Origin of the sequence: Thioclava sp. GXIMD2076 (assembly GCF_037949795.1) — a bacterium.
GTDB classification, from domain to species: domain Bacteria; phylum Pseudomonadota; class Alphaproteobacteria; order Rhodobacterales; family Rhodobacteraceae; genus Thioclava; species Thioclava kandeliae.
This window is the reverse complement of the sequence record NZ_CP149933.1, coordinates 599,162-618,691: the sequence shown is the minus strand read 5'-3', so window position 1 is coordinate 618,691 and position 19,530 is coordinate 599,162. Positions and strand designations below refer to the sequence as shown.

General features: G+C 60.9%; 16 protein-coding genes and 3 pseudogenes. 7 read left to right on the top strand and 12 right to left on the bottom strand.

Annotated elements, in window-relative coordinates; genetic code table 11:
* Positions 1-21: 21 nt before the first annotated feature.
* From WDB91_RS16715 to WDB91_RS16705, 3 genes and pseudogenes are all read right to left on the bottom strand, one after another.
* Positions 22-1,152, bottom strand: a pseudogene (locus WDB91_RS16715) (IS3 family transposase).
* A gap of 189 nt (positions 1,153-1,341) precedes the next feature.
* Positions 1,342-1,710, bottom strand: coding sequence for a DMT family transporter (locus tag WDB91_RS16710; protein WP_339114745.1), 369 nt, complete (start codon positions 1,708-1,710; stop codon positions 1,342-1,344).
* 63 nt (positions 1,711-1,773) lie between these two features.
* The gene (locus WDB91_RS16705) at positions 1,774-2,385 is read right to left on the bottom strand and encodes a TetR/AcrR family transcriptional regulator (RefSeq protein WP_339114744.1); all 612 of its coding nucleotides are present in this window, start codon (positions 2,383-2,385) and stop codon (positions 1,774-1,776) included.
* A 214-nt stretch (positions 2,386-2,599) separates the two neighbouring features.
* Here WDB91_RS16705 and WDB91_RS16700 point away from each other — a divergent pair, with 214 nt between their 5' ends.
* Both WDB91_RS16700 and WDB91_RS16695 read left to right on the top strand, forming a co-directional pair.
* Positions 2,600-3,970 (top strand): IS1182 family transposase, encoded by a 1,371-nt coding sequence (locus tag WDB91_RS16700; protein WP_339112261.1) that lies wholly within the window; start codon positions 2,600-2,602, stop codon positions 3,968-3,970.
* Between the two features lie 271 nt (positions 3,971-4,241).
* Positions 4,242-4,562 (top strand): annotated as a pseudogene (locus WDB91_RS16695) (transposase); the annotation flags it as partial.
* Here the strand turns inward: WDB91_RS16695 and WDB91_RS16690 are convergent.
* Together WDB91_RS16690 and WDB91_RS16685 are read right to left on the bottom strand one after the other, a co-directional pair.
* Positions 4,541-4,828, bottom strand: a pseudogene (locus tag WDB91_RS16690) (transposase); the annotation flags it as partial. The pseudogenes WDB91_RS16695 and WDB91_RS16690 overlap by 22 nt on opposite strands.
* A 117-nt stretch (positions 4,829-4,945) precedes the next feature.
* On the bottom strand, positions 4,946-5,851 hold the full coding sequence (locus tag WDB91_RS16685) for a LysR substrate-binding domain-containing protein (RefSeq protein ID WP_339114743.1): 906 nt from the start codon (positions 5,849-5,851) through the stop codon (positions 4,946-4,948).
* Positions 5,852-5,948: 97 nt separating this feature from the next.
* On the opposite strand from WDB91_RS16685, the gene WDB91_RS16680 reads away from it, so the two are divergent.
* The 3 genes from WDB91_RS16680 to WDB91_RS16670 are packed head-to-tail and all read left to right on the top strand — an operon-like array spanning position 5,949 to position 7,997.
* Complete coding sequence (locus tag WDB91_RS16680) at positions 5,949-6,233, top strand: (2Fe-2S)-binding protein (protein WP_339114742.1); 285 nt, start codon at positions 5,949-5,951, stop codon at positions 6,231-6,233.
* Positions 6,230-7,609 (top strand): NAD(P)/FAD-dependent oxidoreductase, encoded by a 1,380-nt coding sequence (locus tag WDB91_RS16675; RefSeq protein ID WP_339114741.1) that lies wholly within the window; start codon positions 6,230-6,232, stop codon positions 7,607-7,609. The genes WDB91_RS16680 and WDB91_RS16675 overlap by 4 nt, the downstream gene beginning before the upstream one ends.
* 43 nt (positions 7,610-7,652) lie before the next feature.
* Positions 7,653-7,997, top strand: a complete 345-nt coding sequence (locus WDB91_RS16670; protein WP_339114740.1) for a RidA family protein — start codon at positions 7,653-7,655, stop codon at positions 7,995-7,997.
* Positions 7,998-8,192: 195 nt separating this feature from the next.
* Here WDB91_RS16670 and WDB91_RS16665 read toward each other — a convergent pair whose 3' ends face one another.
* From WDB91_RS16665 to WDB91_RS16635, 7 genes are all read right to left on the bottom strand, one after another.
* Positions 8,193-9,914: a hydantoinase B/oxoprolinase family protein gene (locus WDB91_RS16665; protein ID WP_339114739.1), complete on the bottom strand. Its 1,722-nt coding sequence runs from the start codon at positions 9,912-9,914 to the stop codon at positions 8,193-8,195.
* Positions 9,915-9,917: 3 nt separating this feature from the next.
* On the bottom strand, positions 9,918-11,939 hold the full coding sequence (locus WDB91_RS16660) for a hydantoinase/oxoprolinase family protein (RefSeq protein ID WP_339114738.1): 2,022 nt from the start codon (positions 11,937-11,939) through the stop codon (positions 9,918-9,920).
* 21 nt (positions 11,940-11,960) lie between these two features.
* A complete protein-coding gene (locus WDB91_RS16655; protein WP_339114737.1) occupies positions 11,961-13,253 on the bottom strand; it encodes a TRAP transporter large permease in 1,293 nt (430 codons plus the stop codon).
* A complete protein-coding gene (locus WDB91_RS16650; RefSeq protein ID WP_339114736.1) occupies positions 13,250-13,756 on the bottom strand; it encodes a TRAP transporter small permease subunit in 507 nt (168 codons plus the stop codon). The genes WDB91_RS16655 and WDB91_RS16650 overlap by 4 nt, the downstream gene beginning before the upstream one ends.
* A gap of 67 nt (positions 13,757-13,823) precedes the next feature.
* Entirely contained in the window at positions 13,824-14,816 is a 993-nt protein-coding gene (locus WDB91_RS16645; protein ID WP_339114735.1) for a TRAP transporter substrate-binding protein, read from the bottom strand.
* 28 nt (positions 14,817-14,844) lie between these two features.
* Positions 14,845-15,954 (bottom strand): FAD-dependent oxidoreductase, encoded by a 1,110-nt coding sequence (locus tag WDB91_RS16640; RefSeq protein ID WP_339114734.1) that lies wholly within the window; start codon positions 15,952-15,954, stop codon positions 14,845-14,847.
* A 93-nt stretch (positions 15,955-16,047) separates the two neighbouring features.
* Entirely contained in the window at positions 16,048-16,848 is an 801-nt protein-coding gene (locus WDB91_RS16635) for an IclR family transcriptional regulator (RefSeq protein ID WP_339114733.1), read from the bottom strand.
* Positions 16,849-16,935: 87 nt separating this feature from the next.
* Between WDB91_RS16635 and WDB91_RS16630 the strand changes: the two genes are divergently transcribed.
* A complete protein-coding gene (locus WDB91_RS16630; RefSeq protein ID WP_339114732.1) occupies positions 16,936-19,065 on the top strand; it encodes a malate synthase G in 2,130 nt (709 codons plus the stop codon).
* A 15-nt stretch (positions 19,066-19,080) separates the two neighbouring features.
* Complete coding sequence (locus WDB91_RS16625; protein ID WP_339114731.1) at positions 19,081-19,506, top strand: heme-binding protein; 426 nt, start codon at positions 19,081-19,083, stop codon at positions 19,504-19,506.
* Positions 19,507-19,530 lie beyond the last annotated feature (24 nt).

The window sequence follows — 19,530 nt, the reverse complement described above, 5'->3', positions numbered from 1 at the left end:
TTGAGTGGTCCAGTTTAAAAGTTAGTGCATCGTGGGGCTTTGGTCTACTGGCACGATGCTTTCTGGTGCTGGTGGGCGATATCCCAAAGAGCTATGCGGACGCACCGTGTTGTAATGCTGGCGCCAGCGTTCGATCAGGATCTGAGCTTCTCTTGAGCCGAATAAAACACCTCCCCATCCAGTAATTCGTCACGAAGCCTAGCATTGAAGCTCTCCACGTCGCCGTTCTCCCAGGGTGACCCCGGTTCGATATAGGCCGTTTTAGTCCCGACCGCGTCGATCCAGTTGCGCAGCTTGGTCGCGATGAATTCGGGGCCGTTATCTGACCTGATAAACCCGGGCGGACCGCGAAGGATGAACAGATCAGTCAGTGCGTCGATGACATCGACCGAGTTCAGCTTGCGTTTGACGCGGATCACCAGCACCTGCCCTAGGTGTACTCATCGACGATATTGAGCATGCGGTAAGCCCGCCCGTCCGCTGTCCGGTCCTGGACAAAATCATAGGACCACACATGGTTCGGCCGCTCGGCCCGCAGCCGCACGCAGGAGCCATCCGCTAGCCAGAGCCGCCCTCGTTTCTTCTGCTTTTGCGGGACTTTAAGCCCTCGCGTCGCCAAATTCGCTCGACCCGTTTATGGTTCACGCACCATCCCGCTTGAACCAACAAGCCAGTGATCTGGCGATAGCCATACCGTCCGTATTGCCTTGCCAGTTCAATGATGTCAGCCGTCAGCAAAGCTTCATCTTGACGACTAACCGGGATCTTGCGCTGGGTTGAGCGGTGCTGCCCAAGGGCCAGACCAAGCACGGCGTTCGGAAACGCCAAGTTCCTGCCGGACATGGTCAATGCACTGTCGGCGACGCGAAGGGCTTAGAAGTTTCCCCGAGCCGCTTCCGTCAGGATCAGCTTGTCGAGCGTCAGATCCGACACGGCCCGTCTGAGCCGCGTATTCTCTTTCTCGAGCTCCTTCAGCCGCTTGAGCTGATCGCGGTTCATACCGCCAAACTCACGCCGCCAGCGATAATAGGTTTGTTGGCTCACACCAATCTGACGCACGGCATCCGCCAGCTTCGCGCCTTGATCCTGCGAGACCTCAACCTGACGCAGCTTCATGACGATATCTTCCGGCTTCTCGCGTTTGCCTGCCATCTAAGTAGTCCTCCATCATACGGGATAAACTATCCCTAAAAGTGGACCACTTCAGTGGGGCAAGACCAAATGCGGGCGCATCTTTGCGGCCATCATCGACGTAGTGGAAGCGCAGCCCATCGACAGGCTTGAAACGTTGCGCAAAGCCTTCGGGAGCGGGGGAAAGTGTTATCGATGTCATGGGAAGTCCTATCGAATGAGAACCGCACCACCGAGCAACATGCCGGCGGCCAGAAATCGTTGAAGGGTCAGCGGATGTTGCGGCATGTCGAACATTCCAAGGCGGTCAAGCAGAAGCGAAAACACGACTTGCCCGGTGATCACGAGCGCGACCATGCCAGCGGCACCAAGGCGCGGCGTCGCAAAGGCTATCCCCGCCAGCGTGATGACGCCACAGATCCCGCCCGCCCAGGCCCAGAGTGGCAGCGCAACGAGGTCAACCGTTCGGGGCAATCCGCGTGTCAGGTAAATGCCTGCCCCGAACAACAGGAAAGCCGAGAGTAGCGCAGAGATGCCGGCCGCCCAGAAGGCCGATCCCAGAGCGCGCGAGCTTGGCATTGAAGGCGCCCTGCAGTGGTAGCATGGCACCTGCCAGCAGGGCAGAGAGGATGAGAAACGGCATCAGGCTTGCCCGAGAAGCCGGAGCGCGCCAGCGACAAGGGTCCCGCTGTCCATTTCCATGAGCTCGACCTTTCCCAAGATGCGCATACCCTGTTGCATGGCAAGCAGCAAGGCGGCGGTCGTGGCAGGGTCGACTTCTTTTGAAATCGAGCCGTCGCTGTGCCCCTCGTTTATCAGCTGCTCCAGCCGGTCCCGTCGCGTCGCCAGCTGATTGCGCAGTATCGTCGCTGCATCGCCGACAAGGTCCAGATCAGCCACTCCGGAAACGACCATGCAGCCTAGACGCCCATCCCGGCCCTGGCTCAACGCGGCAAAGATCCGTAGCAGGGCGGCAACCTTCTGCCGTGCATCTGACTCGGCACTCAGGCGTGCGTCGATTTCGGCTTCGCGCAGGGCGATGTAGCGGGCCAGCGCGGAGGCGAAGACGCCCTCCTTGCCGTTATAGGCTTTGTAAATGCTGCCGGTCGTCAGCCCGGACGCCGTCTTCAGATCGGACATGCTGACCCCGGCAAAGCCTGCAGCGCTGAACAATGCGATTGATGCATCGAGGAAGCGGTCTTCGTCGAAGGCTCGAGGTCTGCCACGAGGGCGTGTTTCTGGTGTGGGGCCCATAGAGTTACCTTATTTAGGAATCATTCGTTTCCTATTTATGGGCTGCAGTCTTTCTGGTCCATTCAAGAAAATTTTCAGCGGGGGCGTCGAATAGCGCCAGACCCTCGTTTGCAAGCGGGACCGATTAGCAGCTGTGTCCGGATATTGTTGAAAAAGTCCGTTGCTTGACGCCCGAGGCTTTGATTCACTCGTTCTGAGAGTGGAGGGCATTGCAATGATGGGGCCAAGGCAAGTTGCGCAGGGCGCTTTGTTTTACGATTTCTCTATTGAGAGTTTCGTGCCGTTGGATCACCCGGTGCGGGGTATCGACCGGTTCCTCGACCTTTCGGATGTACGGCCAATGCTGGCACCGTTCTACAGTTCTGGCGGGCGCCCCTCGATCGATCCCGAGCTGATGATCCGCATGCTTCTGCTGGGCTATTGCATGGGCATTCAGTCCGAGCGGCGGCTTTGCGACGAGGTTCATGTTAATCTGGCATATCGTTGGTTTTGCCGGCTCGATCTGACCGACGCGGTGCCGGATCATTCGACATTTTCCAAGAACCGGCACGGGCGTTTCCGTGAGAGCGGGCTGTTCCGGCATCTGTTCGAGACCGTTCTGCAACGATGCATCAATGAAGGTTTGGTCGGCGGTCACAGCTTCGGCGTCGATGCCAGCTTGATCCCGGCGAATGCCAATCAGACGCGAGGCGTCGACAGCAAGGAAGGCCTGTCGCCAGACCTGCTGTCTCGAGCCGTGAACGAATATATTGAAACACTCGACGATGCAGCTTTCGGCGCCGCAACCGCAGTCGTTCCCAAGTACATCTCGCCAGTAGACCCGGCTGCCCGCTGGACGGGAGCCGACGGCGGTGCCGCATACTTCGCTTATTCTACCAATTATCTGGTGGACTTGGATAATGCTGTGATCGTCGATGTCGAGCCAACAGCTCCGATACGGCCAGCGGAGGCGCGCGCCGCACGGGACATGATCGACCGCGTTCAGCAACGCTTTGGCATCAAACCCGGAAAGTTGGTCGGCGATACAGGCTACGGATCGGCCGAAATGTTGGGCTGGCTGGTGGAGGAGCGCAAGATTGCCCCTCACATCCCCGTCTGGGACAAATCGAAACGCACCGACGGCACCTTCTCGCGGGACGACTTTGTCTACGATACGCCCACCGATCGGTATACGTGCCCTGCCGGAAATACGCTCGAGACGTCCCGCCGGAAATTCTCTACGCCGCGCACCACGAATGTCAGCAAGGACGGATTGATCCGCTACCGCGCGCGCAAGCAGGATTGCGACATTTGCCCGTTAAAAGCGCAATGCTGTCCGACCCAACCCGCCCGAAAAGTGCTCCGCTCGGTTCACGAAGCGGCCCGAGACATCGCTCGCGAAATTCGCAAAACCGACGCCTACATGACCTCGTTCATGCAAAGGCGAAAGGTCGAGATGCTCTTTGCCCATCTGAAGCGTTACATCGGCCTGCGCATGATGCGTCTGCGCGGACCCAAGGGTGCAACCGAGCAATTCCAACTCGCCGCAACCGCCCAGAACCTCCGCAAACTGGCCAAGTTGGTGCCCGGGCCAGCCCCCGCATGAGCGGAGCCGGCAATCCGATCTTTTAGGATCGTACGCAAAACGCTTCGAACGTCGACTTTATCAACAATATCTCCGCAATGCTGACGTCGAGCAGCTGGGTCGTGCCGCATAGTGTCACAATGGCGGGTTCAGCGAACTGCACCGCCGGATAGAGCAGCCCGATGAATGTCCGGATAGGGCCGAGATCCCTAATAATGATAGAGGGGCTAGGGTCAGGACCTATTAACTTTTGCGGTTGAGTCTGGATTTGATTGATCCGGAGTTGAATGTCATGAGTAATCTGTTCTGGCTGACTGAAACGCAGATGGAGCGCCTTCGACCCTATTTTCCGAAAAGCCGCGGGCGGCCTCGCGTCGAGAATCGGCGCGTGTTGATTGGGATTATCTTCATTAATCGCAATGGGTTGAGGTGGTGCGACGCGCCCAAGGAATGCGGCCATCCCAAGACACTCTACAATCGTTGGAATTGGTGGAGCCGGATGGGTGTCTTCGCTCGGATCATGGAAGGGCTGGCGTCTGGGAAGGCCGACACTCGAACGGTGATGATTGATGCGACATACCCGAAAGCGCATCGCAGGCTCGACGCCGTGCGGTGTGCCTTGAGATAGGTCGTATCGATCATGATCGTCTTGTGATCGGCGCGCTTGGCGGCCAGGCCCACCATGATCCTGGCGAACACGCCATTGTCGCTCCAGCGCTTCCACCGGTTGTAGAGGGTCTTCGGCGGGCCATGTTCCTTCGGCGCATCACATCAGTGCTACCCGTTGCGATTGATGAAGATTATGCCGCTCAGAACACGACGGTCATCGACGCGGGGCTTCCCATGGCTCTTGGGAAAGAACGGTTTCAGACGCTCCATCTGGGCGTCGCTTAGCCACTAAAGATCGCTCATCGTTCAGGTCTCCTTGCGAAGCCTGAATCATGCCATGCATCCGAAATCAATGGGTCCTGAGTCTAGAGGCGTATCCGTCTCCGTTCAGGTGGTAGACATATAGGTTGCGAGCTGGCGGTCGAACGCGTCCAGAAACGCGTCCAGATCGCGGCCCAGAAGCGTGCCGCGCGGGCGAATGATAGAGAAGCCGAAGCTGGTCCGTGCCTCGAATGGTCGTGTCACCCCGCCCGCAGCCGCGTGCAGCCGTCCGGTGCAGGGGTCGGCCACCGAGACCCCCAGACCGCGCAGCACCAACTGCGAGGCCAGTGTCGCCAGATGTGAGCGCACCACCACTTCGGGCGGAGTATTCATCTGGCTGAAGGCGCGCTCCATCATCACGCCGGTGGCGGTCGTGTCGTGATATCCGATCACCGCGTGGCCAACAAAATCCTCGAACCGGATTACGTCGCAGGCGGCGAGGGGGTGGCCTGCAGGCATCAGGCAGACATAGGGCAGGTGAACATTACGGATCAGATCGATGTCGTGGGCATGGCGGGTAGGGGCGGTAAATCCAAGCTGACACTGGCGGCTGGCGACCTGCCTGATGACATTGTGGGTCTGCATCGAGTTCAATGTCACGCGGAAATCGGGCTGATGGGGCAGGAGATCGGCCAACGTATCGGCAAGGATCGAATGCGCCAGTGCCGGCATCGCGGCAATCGAGACGGTCGAGCGCCGCCCCAGCCGAATATCGCGCGCGCTTTTCTCGATTGCGGTAAGTCCCACGAAAGAGCGGTTTACCTCGATCGCCAGCTCATGGGCCTCGGGGGTGGGCACGATTTTGCCACCGAAGCGGGTGAAGAGCCGCAGGCCCGTGCGCTCCTCAAGATCGCGGATCAACCGGCTAACGGCGGGTTGCGAGACATTCATGATTTCGGCCGCTCCCGAGACGGAGCCGCATTCGAGGACAATTTGGAAGGCTTCGAGGGCACGTTGGGAGAGGTAGGCCATAATATTTCCGCATAAGGGTGGAGATTATTATTATTTGATTTATGGCGAGCGAAGCAAGGAGAATAGGCTAAACACTGCTATTCAAGGGCCTTTTCCGATGTTTAAACGGCTGACGCCGCTCGCCGATCCTGTGCGCTTTACCTTCGAGGGGCGCGCCATCGATGCCCAAGCGGGCGATACCGTGGCCGTAGCCCTCCTAGCGGCGGGCGAGGGCGTGTTCCGCATCACTCCGCAGAGCGGTGTGCCGCGAGCGCTGTATTGCGGGATGGGCACTTGTTTCGATTGTCTGGTCACCATTGACGGCATACCCAACCGACAATCCTGCATGGTCAAGGCGACCAAGGGCATGGTCGTAACCGTGCAGAACGGGGCGGCAAAATGACCACCACAATCGATCTGTGTTTCATCGGTGCAGGGCCTGCCGGAATGGCCGCCGCCATTGAGGCGTGTGCCTTGGGGCTGTCGGTCCTCGTTCTTGACGAAGCGGCTGACGCAGGCGGCCAAATCTGGCGCGATATCGCACGGGCCACGTCCCAGCGTCTGAGGAGCCTTGGCCCCGATTACGCCAAGGGCCGTGTGCAATATGACGTTTTCAAGGGCTGTGGCTGCGACTATCGCCCCTCCAGCACCGTCTGGCATATCGAGGCGCTGGAGCCGGGCTTTAAGCTTTCTGTCTCGGGGCCGGCAGGCTCCTACACTGTCGATGCCACGCGGCTTCTTGTGGCGACCGGTGCGCTGGAGCGTCCGATGCCGTTGCCGGGCTGGACCCTGCCCGGGGTGACGACGGCAGGCGCGCTGCAGATCTTGCTGAAATCCTCAAGCGTTGTAGCGCCCGATGCGGTTCTGGTAGGCGCGGGACCGCTTCTCTACCTTATCGCCTCGCAGATGGTGGCGGCGGGCCAACCGCCGCGCGCTATTGTCGAGACCGTGCCAAAAGAGAACTGGCGCAAGGCCTTGCCGCATGTGCCGCGCGCGCTTGGTGCCTTGGGCTATCTGCGCAAGGGGCTTGCCATGAAACGGGTGCTGGCCCGTGCGGGTGTGCCCATTCATAAGGACGCGCGCGATATCACCCTTGAAGGGGCAGACGCGCTCGAGGCAGTAAGCTTTACCAGCGGGGGCCGCAGACAGCGGATCTTGACCACCAGTGCCGCGCTCCACCACGGTGTTATCCCCAATGCGCAGATCACACGTCTGATGCGTTGTGACCACCTCTGGGATGCCGGGCAGCACTGCTTCCGTCCGGTGCTGGATGACTGGGGCGAGACGAGCTGCAAGGGGCTCTATGTGGCAGGCGACGGCGGCGGTATCTTTGGCGCGGCCTCGGCAGTGCTGTCGGGCAGGATTGCGGCCATCGGGATTGCCCGTGCGGCTGGAAAGTTCGCGGGCAATGCAGTCCCCTTGCGGACAGCCCTCGCGCGAGATGCCCGTATACGCCCCTTCCTTGAGACGCTTTACGCGCCTGCCGCGCAGGCACTGGTCCCGCAGGATGATACGCTGATTTGTCGCTGTGAGGAGATCACGGCAGGGCGTTTGCGTGCCGCGATTTCTGCCAATGCGCCTGGTCCGAACCAGCTCAAGAGCTTCCTTCGGGTGGGCATGGGCCCCTGTCAGGGCCGTGTCTGTGGGCTGGCAGTGACACAGATGATCGTAAACCAGCGCGGGATCGCGCCCGATCAGGCGGGCTATTTCCGCATCCGTCCGCCGCTGAAGCCGCTCAGCCTTTCCGAGCTGGCCGCCATTAATCCCGACAGCCCATAATGCGGCTGTCTTACTACCCCCGACAATTCAAGGAGAAGAAGCAATGATTACGCGCCATATTCCCGGAAAGATCCACCATCGCATCGTTGAACATGGCGATACTGTCTATATTGGCGGTCTCGTCGCAAGCGATAAAACTAAGGACATGAAAGGGCAGGCGGAAGAAATCTTTGCCAAGCTCGATGACCTTCTGGCTCAGGCCGGAACGTCGAAAGACAAGCTTCTGCAGGTCACCATTTTTTCGGCCGCATTCGGAGAAAAGGATGCGTTCAACGCGGCATGGACAGAGTGGCTCTCGGCCGAGAACTTTCCCGTGCGCGCCTATATCGGCGGCGCGGAACTGTCCAAAGGCACGCTGGTCGAAGTGACAACCATCGCTGCCAAATAGACTTTACACGAAGTCCCCTGTTGTCCCCCTTTCCTTGTGGAAGGGGAATTTTTATGTGCTTTTACAGCGGTATGTGCCGTGCCCGCGTGCGATTTGGCTCTGCCAATTTTCTATATTGCGCAGACATTCATGAAGGGCATAAAAAACCACCGCCCCGAAAGGCGATGGTCCTGTGCCCTTGTGAGGGGTGGGAAACTATGCGGGTTGGCCAAGCGCCTTTGCAACGAGAGCCGCTCCGTAAAGCGTCTCGGCATAGGCTTTGGAAATCCGCTGGTCCCGCAGGTCACGGCCAAGGGCTGCCGGATCGCGGGCTGCAGGGTCACCGAAGCCCCCGCCCCCCGGCGTTTCAAGACGAATTGTCTCGCTCGGGCCCAGCGGCAGCCCCGAGATCATCGGGCTAAGTTCGCGGGCCCGATCGGTGCCAGCATTTTGCACCAGATGTGCAACGCGGCCCTCGGTGCCACCGGCAGCACCCGGTGCGCCTTCGCGGTGCCCATCCGAGCGCGCGGTAAAGATCACCCCTCCATTGGGAGCCGAAATTTGACGCGCGATGCCCATACCTCCACGGTATTTGCCTGCGCCCGTGCTGTCCTCGACCAGCGCATATTCCTCGACCACCAGATCATATTCGATCTCCAAAGGCTCGATCGGCAGGTTCGAAGAATTCGTCACATGGACATGGATCCCGTCCATCCCGTTGCCTTGATAGCGGGCGCCCGCACCGCCGCCGATGGACTCCAGATAGACATAGCCCTCTTCACGGCCACGGCGTTTGCCCGCAAAGACCATGACCGGCACGATGTCCTGCCCTGCGGCTTGTGCGCGGTCTTCGGGCAGAAGCTGCGAGAAGGCGCCGATAAGCGCGCGCACCACTTTGTTGCAGGTGATCGAACGCGCGCCGGTGGCCGCAGGCTCGACGGGGTTGAGAAGGCAGCCCTTGGGCGCCGAGATCTCGACCCCCTCAAACATACCGGAATTGGGCAGAAGGTAAGGATCAAGCAGGGTCTTTACCACATAATATACGGAGGCATTGAGTGCTGAGGCCACCACATTCAGCCCACCTTTGGCCTGCGGGCCGGTGCCCTCGAAATCAACGATCAGCCGGTCGCCCTTCACAGTGACATTGGCCTGGATCGGGACTTCGGTCTCGTCCACGCCGTCGCCTTCGATCTTCGAGCGGAAGCTGGCACTGCCATCGGTCATCTCGATGATACGGTTGCGCAGGCGCTGTGCGGTATAGATGAAGAGATCCTCGACTAGCGCATCAATCTTGTCTGCGCCAAGCGTGTCGGCCAATTCCCGCATCAGTCGCGCACCGCGCTCATTGGCCGAGGCCTGCACCTTGATGTCAAGCCAGCGTTCTTCAGAGGCGCGCGAATTGAGCGAGATCAGCCGCAGAAGATCCTCGTCCAGAACGCCCGCGCGGAAGAGTTTCATGACTGGTAGACGCAAACCTTCCTCAAAAATCGAGCGCGCCCCACCATGGATAGAGCCCGGCACGGTGCCACCCACATCGGAATGGTGGCCGATATTGGCGGTGAAATAACGTAGACGCCCGCCGGTAAAGACAGGGGTAACTACCGATATGTCGGGCGTATGGGTGCCACCAGCAACATAGGGATCGTTGCAGATGAAGACATCCCCCTCGGCCATGGTTTCGGCGGGATAGGCCTCGAGCACGGCCCCCACCGACCCCATGAGCGAGCCCAGATGCAGCGGGATATGGCTGGCTTGCGCGATCAGCCGCCCGTCGGCCGAGAAGAGCGCCACCGAGCAATCCTTGCGCTCCTTGATATTGGACGAGAAAGAGGCGCGGATCATCGAGGTTGCAATCTCGTCGGCCACGGCCAGTAGGCGGTTGGTGAAGACCTCCATCGCGATGGGGTCGGAAAGAGCGGGGCGGTTTTGTTCTGTCATGGCTCAGACCTCGATGATCATGGTGCCGGTGGGGTCGACATACAGCGTCTGGCCCGGTTCGACGATGGTGGTGGAGGACATTTCCTGCACGATGGCGGGGCCTGCGAATTTTTGGCCGACGGGAAGTTTCGCGCGCTCGTAAAGCGTGGTTTCGAACCAGCCGCCGCCGAAATAGACCTGACGGGTGCCAAGCACCGGATCGCCGTCTTCGGCGGCATAGTCGCTTTCGGGGCGGGCGGCAGAGGCACCGGTGACCGACAGGCGCAGGTTCACAATCTCAATGGCGCGTCCGTCGATATCATAACCGTATTCCTGCCGGTGGGCGGCAAGGAAACCTTCGACGAATTGCGCGAACTCGGCACCTTCAGCCAGTACGACCTGCACCTCATGGTTCTGCCCGTCATAGCGCGCATCGACCACATATTCCATCGAACGCGCTTCGGGGGGGATGCCCTCATTGGCTAGCCAGTCCTGCCCGTCTGCTTCCATCTCGAGGAATTCGCGGGCGATTTCGGCCCAGCCGGTTTCTGAGGCAGTGCGCACGCCGGTGCGCACGAAGTCGAAACCTACATCTGACAGCAGGATCCCACGGGCGCACATCGTGCCGGGTTGGGCGGGCACGATCACCCGTCTTATACCGGTCTCGACGGCGACAGCCGAGGAATGCAGCGGTCCCGCACCACCATAGGAAAACAGCGCGAAATCTGACAGCCTATGGCCTTTTTCAGTAGAGACCGCGCGGATTGCACGGCCCATATTCGCGACGGCGATATGCAAGATGCCAAGCGCTGCCTCCTCGACGGAGATCCCGAGAGGCGAGGCGATCAGCCGGTCGATCGCCTCTCGGGAAGCGTCCTTATCCACGGTCATACGACCTGACAGAAGCGTATCTGCATCCAGCCGTCCCAATACCAGATTGGCATCGGTGGTGGTGGGTTCCGTGCCGCCCTTGCCATATGCCACGGGGCCAGGGAAGGCGCCCGCCGAGCGTGGGCCGACCTTCAGTGCGCCCGCATCATCCAGCGCGGCAATCGAGCCGCCACCCGCGCCGATCACATTGATATCCAGCATCGGGCAGCGCACCGGATAATCGGCCACCAGTCGCGAGGTGGTAAATGCCGGACGACCTCCGCACACCAGCGACACATCGGTCGATGTGCCGCCTACGTCATAGGTGACGATATCGGGGAAGCCCGAGGCCATGGCGACCTTGGCCGCCCCCACCACTCCAGCGGCAGGCCCCGACAGGCAGGTGCGCACGGGGAAGGCGCGAACCGTGTCGATAGACATCAGCCCGCCGTTGGAATGGATCGTGCGGGGTGCGGTCTCGAAGCCGACGTCTTCTAGGCGGGAGATGAACCGTTCGAGATAGCGGTCCATGCGCGGGCCGACATAGGCATTGATCACGGTGGTCGAGAAACGCTCGAATTCGCGGAACTCGGGCAACACGTCGGAGCTGATCGAGAGATAGGCGTCGGGCAGTTCGGCGCGCACCAGTTCGGCCGCGCGGCGTTCATGGGCGGGATTACGATAAGAATGCAGGAAGCAGATTGCCACTGCCTGAACCCCCGCTGCGCGCAGCGCACGGGCAGCGGCGATGACCTCGGCCTCGTCCAGCGGCATCAGCACCTCGCCATCGGCATTCAGACGCTCGCTAACCTCGAGCGCCACATAGCGCTCGACCAGCGGCTCCGGTTTGGTAATCGAATAATCAAACAGATGCGGGCGGGTCTGGCGCCCGATCTCCAGCACGTCTCGCGCGCCTTTGGTGGTAATCAGGCCGGTGGGCACGCCGCGACGCTCGATCACCATATTGGTGGCGACCGTCGTGCCATGGCCCACGAACTCAAACTCGGTCGCGGGGATGCCCAGATCCTCGACGAAATGGCGAAGCCCGGTTTCGATAGCCTCCGACGGGTCATGCGGTGTCGAGGAGGTCTTGAAATGGGTGGCTGCGCCGCTGGCCGTGTCGATTGCGGTGAAATCGGTGAAGGTTCCGCCGACATCAAAGCCGATACGATACATGAGAGTGCGTCCTTATATTACTTACTTCTGCGCCACAGGCATCAGGAGATCTGGCAGGAAGAGGGTGATTTGCGGGATGAAAGCGACCAGGATCGCGGCCACGATCATCGCAAGATAGAAGGGCAGGAGCGAGCGCACGAGTTCGCCCATCCTGATCTTGGCGACATTCATCACCGTATAGAGCACAAGGCCCACAGGCGGGGTGATTGTGCCGATCATCATGGTCACGACAACCATCACGCCCAGATGCACAGTATCGATCTCGAAACTATGTGCGATATTGAGAAGGGTGGGGGTCAGAAGCACCAATGCGGCCAGCACCTCCATGAACATCCCCACGATCAGCAGGATGATGATGATCAACGCAATGGCGGCCTCTTTCGAGACAAACATCCCCTGCATCGCATCAACCAGTTGAACGGGGATCTGCTGGATCGAGATGATCCAACCGAAGACGGCCGAGACCGCGATGATGAACAGCGTCGAAGCTGTAGTGCGCGCGGTATCTTCCAGCGACTTGAGGATGGTCCTGAGATCAAACCCCAGCGAAATGGAGCCGATAATCAGGATATAGATCACCACAACCACGGAGGCCTCGGTCGGTGTGAATATTCCCGCAAGGATGCCGCCCAGCAAGATGACAGGCGCCATCAGCGCGGGCAGGGCACGGAGGAAGGCGGTGCCCACCTCGCCTGCCGAGGCCCGCGGCAGCCGCGGCGCGCTCTCACGGCCGGTCTTCACGAGCACATAAACGATGCCCATCAGCGCCAGCCCAACCAGAAGACCGGGGAGCGCGCCACCAAGAAACAGCCTGCCGACGGATTCCTCGGACAGAAACCCATAGACCACCAGCGTAATCGAGGGCGGGATGATTGGCCCGATGGTGGCGGAAGCGGCGGTGACCGCGGCCGAGAAGCGCGTGGAATAGCCGTTCTGCTCCATCGCCTTGATCTCGACCGCGCCAAGCCCGCCGGCATCGGCGACAGCCGAACCGGACATGCCCGCGAAGAGGATTGAGGCCACCACATTCACATGGCCAAGGCCGCCTGTTACATGGCGCACCAAAACACCCGCAAAGTTGAAGATCCGTTCGGTAACGCCCAGGCCGTTCATCAGGTTGCCGGCAAAAAGAAACATCGGGATCGCTAGCAGCGAGAAGCTTTCGACCCCGCCCGAGGCCCGCAATGTCAGCTGCAGGTCGGGCAGGCCCGCGATCAGCATATAGACCGCCGAGGTCACCAGCATTGTATAGGCCACCGGAAGACCCAGCCCCAGAAGTCCGAAGAAAAGCATGAGGAAAATGATCGTGGTCATTCGGCAGTTCCTTTCACCGGCAGGGCTTTGCCCGTGATCTCGCGCCAGATCCCTTCCAGCGCAAAAAGAATGGTCAGGCCCGCGCCCACGCCGAATGGTAGCAGGATCAGGGTGAATTTCGTGGTCCATAAGGTTTTGGGCACTGTTCCCACCTCAAGGCGCGACATCAGCGGATAGAGGTGCTGGACGTGGAAGAGCACTTCCACCATCACGGCCACCACCAGCACATGCTGACTGATATGGACGGCGCGGCGGATCGCGGCGTTCTTCATACTGGCGATGATTTCCACGCCGATATGGCCTTTGTCACGATAGACGATGGCTGCGCCCATGAAGGTCAGCCAGACCAGCGAGATTTCGGCGATATCATCGGTCATATGCACCGGTGCGTTGAACACGTAGCGCGAGACGATCTGCACCGAGAGCGCGCCGATGATTACGACCACCAGAGCGCAGCACAGCACCAGCAAGACGCGCTGAAGCAGGGTAAGAAGGGTTGTCACAGCGGGTCCCGTTCAATGGTCAAAGGGAAGGCGAGGGCGCATCCGCCCGCCGCCTGTTATCTGTGGCTTATTGCATCGCCTGGATCTTATCCCACCAGCCTTTGGGGATCAGGCCATTGGCCTCGAATTCAGGTACCGCGACGGAGACTTTTTCCTGAAATGCTGCGCGTGCCTCGGGGGAGAGTTCGCAGAATGTGACACCCGCATCCTTCATCTTCTGGCGATTAGGCGCATCCGCCTCCTGCACCAGTTTGACAAAGTAATCGCCCGCATCCTCGGCCGCTTTGGTGACAATCGTCTTGTCTTCATCCGACAGCTGTTCGTAGGAGCTTTCGGCGATATAGACCGAGTTTTGCGGATACATCATCTGTGCATCGGTTACATAGGGAAGAACTTCGTAGAATTTCGAGGAGTAGACTTGCTCGCCAGCGCTTTCGGTCATGTCTGCTAGACCCTGCTTCAGGGCCATATAGGTTTCGCCATAAGAAACGGTGACCGGCACGGTGCCGATGGCCTTCCAGCCTTCGACAAACATCGGCAGGTTCGGCGCGCGCGAGCGTTTGCCCGCAATATCTTCGGGGCCGGTGACGCAGGCATCTTTGGTCAGGAAGACACGCGGCTCGCGGAACCAATTGGTTGCGAGAATGCGGACGTTATATTCCGCCTGCAATTTCTCGTTCAGCCCCTTGGCAATGTCCGAGTCCATGAACTTCAGGAAGTGTTCTTTACTTTTGAACAGGAACGGCGTGTCGATAACGCCATATTCTTTTACGAGGTTCGAGGCGTTAGAGCCGGAGGAGATATAACCGTCCTGTGCGCCCACGGCCATCGCCTCGATCTGCTGCGGGCCAGAGCCCAGCTGCGAGCCCTCGTAGAAATCGACATGCACGCGACCTTCAGTGCGTTTGTCGACCTCTTCCGCGAACCATTTCGAGGCTTTCGTGACTGGGGCATCAGGGGGATTGATACCGCCAAATTTCAACGTCACATCAGCGGCATAGGCACCGCTTGTAAAGGTGGCAAGGGCCAATGCGGATGCAAGGGTAAGGCTGCCTTTCATATCATTCTCCTGTTGGGTCTTTGTTTTTTTATTTATTGAAACGCTGCGCCCCGAAGGACGCGAATTCGGGCGGTTTCTGGCCGTTCAGGATCCATTGCGCCAGAGGTCCACGATGGGCGGGGGCCAATGTGACAGCGGAATGGGTGGTAGCCACGAAAACGCCGGAATGGGTGGGGGATTCGTCATAGACGGGAAGGCCGTCAAAGCTCAAAACCCGTAGCGCCCCCCATGAGCGCACGATACGTAGCTTGCCGATCTCGGGCAGGGCATCGGTTGCACGGCGGGCAAGCTGCATCATCGAGGGCGCGGTCGAGCGGTCATCCAGTCCGACCTCTTCCTTTGTGTCGCCGATCAGGATCGTGCCTTCGGAGGTCTGGCGTAGCCATGAGGTGACACAGGGCAGCATCGGTTTGGCGCGTTCGGTCACAAGGATCTGGCCACGCTGCGGACGTACCATGGGCGGAAAGCCGAAAGGGGCGGCCAGTTCGTTATTGGCCACGCCCGTCGCCAGTAGGATCTTGGTGGCGCGCAACCTGCGTACGCCCGCGATGACCTCATAGCCGTCATCTAACGGATGGATCGCCGTGACCGGCGTATTGGGGAAGAGTTTCGCGCCTTTGGCCTGTGCCCCCTCGCTCAGGCCGCGATAAAGCGAAAGCGATTGGCAGGCGCCATCAAGCGAGGAAATCGAAGCACCATACACTTTTGGGCCGATCTGAGGCATGATCTCGGCCACCTGCTGGCGGTCGATCATACGGGTATCATCGCCTGCAATATTATGGCCCGCAACGCCTTCGATGATTTTGGCGCGGGCGTGGTATTCCTCTTCGCTCAGGCAAAGATGCAGCCCCATACCGCTTTGTAGATCGGTTTCGACGCCGGTCAGTGCGCGCAATTCGTCCTGCAGCCACGGCCATGCGGTCACAGCGCTGCGTGTCCATGTGGCGTAATCGCGGCTGTTCGCGCCCTTGCTCTGGGCCCAGACCAGCCCGAAATTGCCGCGCGATGCGCGGAAATTGATGTCACCTGCATCCAGAATGGCTACGCTCGCGCCCAAATCGGCCATGCCGAGGGCTGTGGCAGTGCCCACCAGCCCGCCGCCGATTACAGCTACATCGAATGTTCCGAGGTCTTCCACGTCGCGCGCCTTGCTTGAATGTTCTTGGGCCTATCAGGGGGCGCATCCGATCATAATGCAAATAGCAATGTATTTAGTTGATATGTGAAAATGTTATACCACTGCCTCGGGGGCTGTGCCGCCCAAAGCCTGTGTCAGCTGGTGTGCGGCCTGCCGGACAAGTTGGCCGATCTGGTCCAGATCCTGCTCGGGCAGGCGTGCGGCCAGCCCCGAGATGGAAATCGCGCAGACGGGCTCGGCCTGCGCCGACCATACCACAGAGGCCACGCAGCGCAGACCGGTGATATGTTCCTCGTTATCCACCGCATAGCCCCGCTGCCGGCAGGCCGCCAGATCCGCGAGCACCGCCTCGGGGGTGGCGAGGCTGCGGGCGGTGATCCGCGGCAGGCCCACGCGCCCGATCAGCGCGCGGATCTGGGCCTCCTCCCATGTCGACACGATCGCCTTTCCCATCCCCGAGCAGAAGACCGGCGCGGTGCCGCCGGGCGGCGAGATGGCGCGCATGATCTCGCGGCTTTCCACCTGTGAGACGGTCACCAGCCGGTCACCCTCGAGGATCCCCAGATTGGCGGTCTCGCGGGTGGCATCGCGCAGGCGGCGCAGGAAGGGCAGGGCGGGGGCCACGAAATTGCGCCTGCGCCCGAAGGTCGCGCCCACGGCAAAGGCCTCGCGCCCGACATGCCAGAGCATCGTGGCACTGTCGAATTGCGCAAATCCCGACAGCTCGAGCGTGGTCAGCAGCCGGTGCGCCGTGGAGACCGCAAGCCCCGTCTCCTTTGCCAGATCGCTGACGCGGCGGCCCTCTTCCGCGCGCGCCAGCGCCCGCATCAGATCGAGTGCCCGGGTGACGGATTGCACGCCCCCCTGTGTCTCGGATTTGGCAATCGGGCCCATCTCTTTTCCATATCGTGAAAAGTATTTTTCCATTTCTATCGCGCGCTGCGCCGGAACGCTAGTCAGGAGCAAAGACAGGAGACCCCCATGCCCTATGTGACCCGCCACGGTCTTGCCGTGGATGCCGAACTGGCCCATCTGACCGAGACCGAGATCCTCAGGGATATCACCCCCGACCGCTTCTGGGCCGGGTATGCCGCGATCCTGCGCGATCTGATGCCGGTGAATGCGGCCCTTCTGGCACGTCGTCAGGCGCTTCAGGCGCAGATCGACGCGTGGCATATCGCCCGCAAGGGCCAGCCCCACGACCAGAGTGCCTATCTGGGCTTCCTGCGCGAGATCGGCTATCTGGTCGAGCCGCCCGCGCCGTTCGAGGTGAGCACCGGGAATGTGGATGACGAGATCGCGAAGGTCTCGGGGGCGCAGCTTGTGGTGCCGATCACCAATGACCGCTTCGCGATCAATGCCGCCAATGCCCGCTGGGGCAGCCTCTATGACGCCTTCTACGGCACCGATGCGATCGAGGGGGCGCCCGAAGGCCGTGGCTTCGACGCCGTGCGCGGGGGCAAGGTGATCGCGCGGGTGCGCGCGCATCTCGATCAGGTGGCGCCGCTTGTGGGGGCTTCATGGGCCTCGGTCACCGCGCTCGAGGTGGTGGAGGGCGCGCTTGCTGTGACCACGCAGACCGGGGTCACCACGCTGGAGGATGCGGCGCAATTTGCCGGCTATAGCGAAGGCGGCGATATCGTGCTGCGCGTCAACGGTCTGCTGATCCGTATCGTGATCGATGCCTCGACGGTGATCGGCGCGGCCGATCCGGCGGGGATCTCCGATGTGATCGCCGAGAGTGCGATGACCGCCATCCAGGATTTCGAGGACAGTATCGCGGCGGTGGACGCGGCCGATAAATGCGCGGCCTATCGCAACTGGCTGGGGCTGATGAGGGGCGACCTGTCGGCCCGCTTCACCAAGGGCGGGCGCGAGATGACCCGCACCATGGCTCCCGATGTCACCTATCTGGACCCGCAGGGGCAGCCGGTTACCCATCCGGGGCGGGCGCTTTTGCTGGTGCGCAATGTGGGCCATCTGATGGATACGGACGCGGTGCTCTTCGAGGGCGCGCCCACCCCCGAAGGCATCATGGATGCGATGGTGACCGTGGCGGCGGCCCTGCATGATCTGGCCCGCGAGGGTGTCGGCAATTCGCGCAAGGGCTCCATCTATGTGGTCAAGCCCAAGATGCATGGCCCCGAAGAGGTCGCCTTTGCCAATACGCTCTATGGTCGCGTCGAAGAGGTTCTGGGGCTTGCGCCCAATACCGTGAAGCTCGGGATCATGGATGAGGAGCGCCGCAGTTCGGCCAATCTGCGCGCCTGTATCGCCGCCGTGCGCGAGCGTTGTGTGTTTATCAATACCGGCTTCCTCGACCGCACCGGCGACGAGATCCGCACCTCGACCTATGCGGGGCCGATGGTGCCCAAGGCCGAGATGAAGGCGGCCGCATGGTTCGATGTCTACGAGGCGCGCAATGTGCTGGCAGGGCTCGGCGCGGGGATGACGGGACGCGGCCAGATCGGCAAGGGCATGTGGGCCAAGCCCGATATGATGGCCGAGATGATCGCGATGAAGATCGGCCATCCGATGGCAGGGGCTACCACCGCATGGGTGCCGAGCCCGACGGCGGCCACGCTGCATGCGCTGCATTACCATCTGGTGGATGTGGCCGCGCGTCAGGCCGAGATCGCACAGACCGAGGAGCCTGCGCTCGAGACCCTGCTGACGCTGCCGCTTCTGGGCGAGCGGGTCCTGAGCGAGGCCGAGATCGGGGCCGAGCTCGACAATTCCTGCCAGTCGATTCTCGGCTATGTGGTGCGCTGGGTCGATCAGGGGATCGGCTGTTCCAAAGTGCCCGATATCCATGATGTGGGGCTGATGGAGGATCGTGCGACGCTGCGGATCTCGGCGCAGCATCTGTCGAACTGGCTGCTCCATGGCCTGCTGACGGTCGAGCAGGTGGAAGACAGCCTGCAGCGCATGGCGCTGAAGGTGGATGCCCAGAATGCGGGAGATGCGGCCTATCGCCCGATGGCGCCCGCCTATGCGGGTCCGGCCTATGATGCCGCACGCGCGTTGATCTTCGAGGGAACCTCGCAGCCCTCGGGATATACCGAGCCGCTCTTGCACCTCGCCCGCCGCGCCGCCAAGGCCGTGGCCTGACAAGGAGAAACGGATATGATTACTCTCAAACGTGTCGATATCGCGGATGCCCGCGTGCTGATCGCGGGCGCGCGCGCCAAATCCGAGGAGATCGGTGTGCCGATGTGCATCGCCATCACCGACGAGGGCGGCAATCTGGTGGCCTTCGAGCGGATGGATGGCGGCAAGGTCACCTCCTCAATCATCGCCATCGACAAGAGCTATACCGCCTCGGGTGCCAAGAAAGCCACCCATGACTATGGCACCGCCAGCCAGCCGGGCGCGCCCGCCTACGGGATCAGCTCGGCCATTGGGGGCCGGCTGATGGTGGTGGGCGGTGGCCTGCCGGTAATCGTCGATGGCGAGGTCGTGGGCGGGATCGGCGTGTCCTCGGGCACCCCCGATCAGGACCGCGCGGTCGCGCAGGCCGGCATCGACGCGTTCCTCGCAATGATCGGCTGAACCTACAGACAAGTCCCTCTGTCG

Coding starts and splice junctions, on each gene's coding strand:
- WDB91_RS16710 (WP_339114745.1), bottom strand. CDS start 1,710: ATGCCAAGCTCGCGCGCTCTGGGATCGGCCTTCTGGGCGGCCGGCATC.
- WDB91_RS16705 (WP_339114744.1), bottom strand. CDS start 2,385: ATGGGCCCCACACCAGAAACACGCCCTCGTGGCAGACCTCGAGCCTTC.
- WDB91_RS16700 (WP_339112261.1), top strand. CDS start 2,600: ATGATGGGGCCAAGGCAAGTTGCGCAGGGCGCTTTGTTTTACGATTTC.
- WDB91_RS16685 (WP_339114743.1), bottom strand. CDS start 5,851: ATGGCCTACCTCTCCCAACGTGCCCTCGAAGCCTTCCAAATTGTCCTC.
- WDB91_RS16680 (WP_339114742.1), top strand. CDS start 5,949: ATGTTTAAACGGCTGACGCCGCTCGCCGATCCTGTGCGCTTTACCTTC.
- WDB91_RS16675 (WP_339114741.1), top strand. CDS start 6,230: ATGACCACCACAATCGATCTGTGTTTCATCGGTGCAGGGCCTGCCGGA.
- WDB91_RS16670 (WP_339114740.1), top strand. CDS start 7,653: ATGATTACGCGCCATATTCCCGGAAAGATCCACCATCGCATCGTTGAA.
- WDB91_RS16665 (WP_339114739.1), bottom strand. CDS start 9,914: ATGACAGAACAAAACCGCCCCGCTCTTTCCGACCCCATCGCGATGGAG.
- WDB91_RS16660 (WP_339114738.1), bottom strand. CDS start 11,939: ATGTATCGTATCGGCTTTGATGTCGGCGGAACCTTCACCGATTTCACC.
- WDB91_RS16655 (WP_339114737.1), bottom strand. CDS start 13,253: ATGACCACGATCATTTTCCTCATGCTTTTCTTCGGACTTCTGGGGCTG.
- WDB91_RS16645 (WP_339114735.1), bottom strand. CDS start 14,816: ATGAAAGGCAGCCTTACCCTTGCATCCGCATTGGCCCTTGCCACCTTT.
- WDB91_RS16635 (WP_339114733.1), bottom strand. CDS start 16,848: ATGGGCCCGATTGCCAAATCCGAGACACAGGGGGGCGTGCAATCCGTC.
- WDB91_RS16630 (WP_339114732.1), top strand. CDS start 16,936: ATGCCCTATGTGACCCGCCACGGTCTTGCCGTGGATGCCGAACTGGCC.
- WDB91_RS16625 (WP_339114731.1), top strand. CDS start 19,081: ATGATTACTCTCAAACGTGTCGATATCGCGGATGCCCGCGTGCTGATC.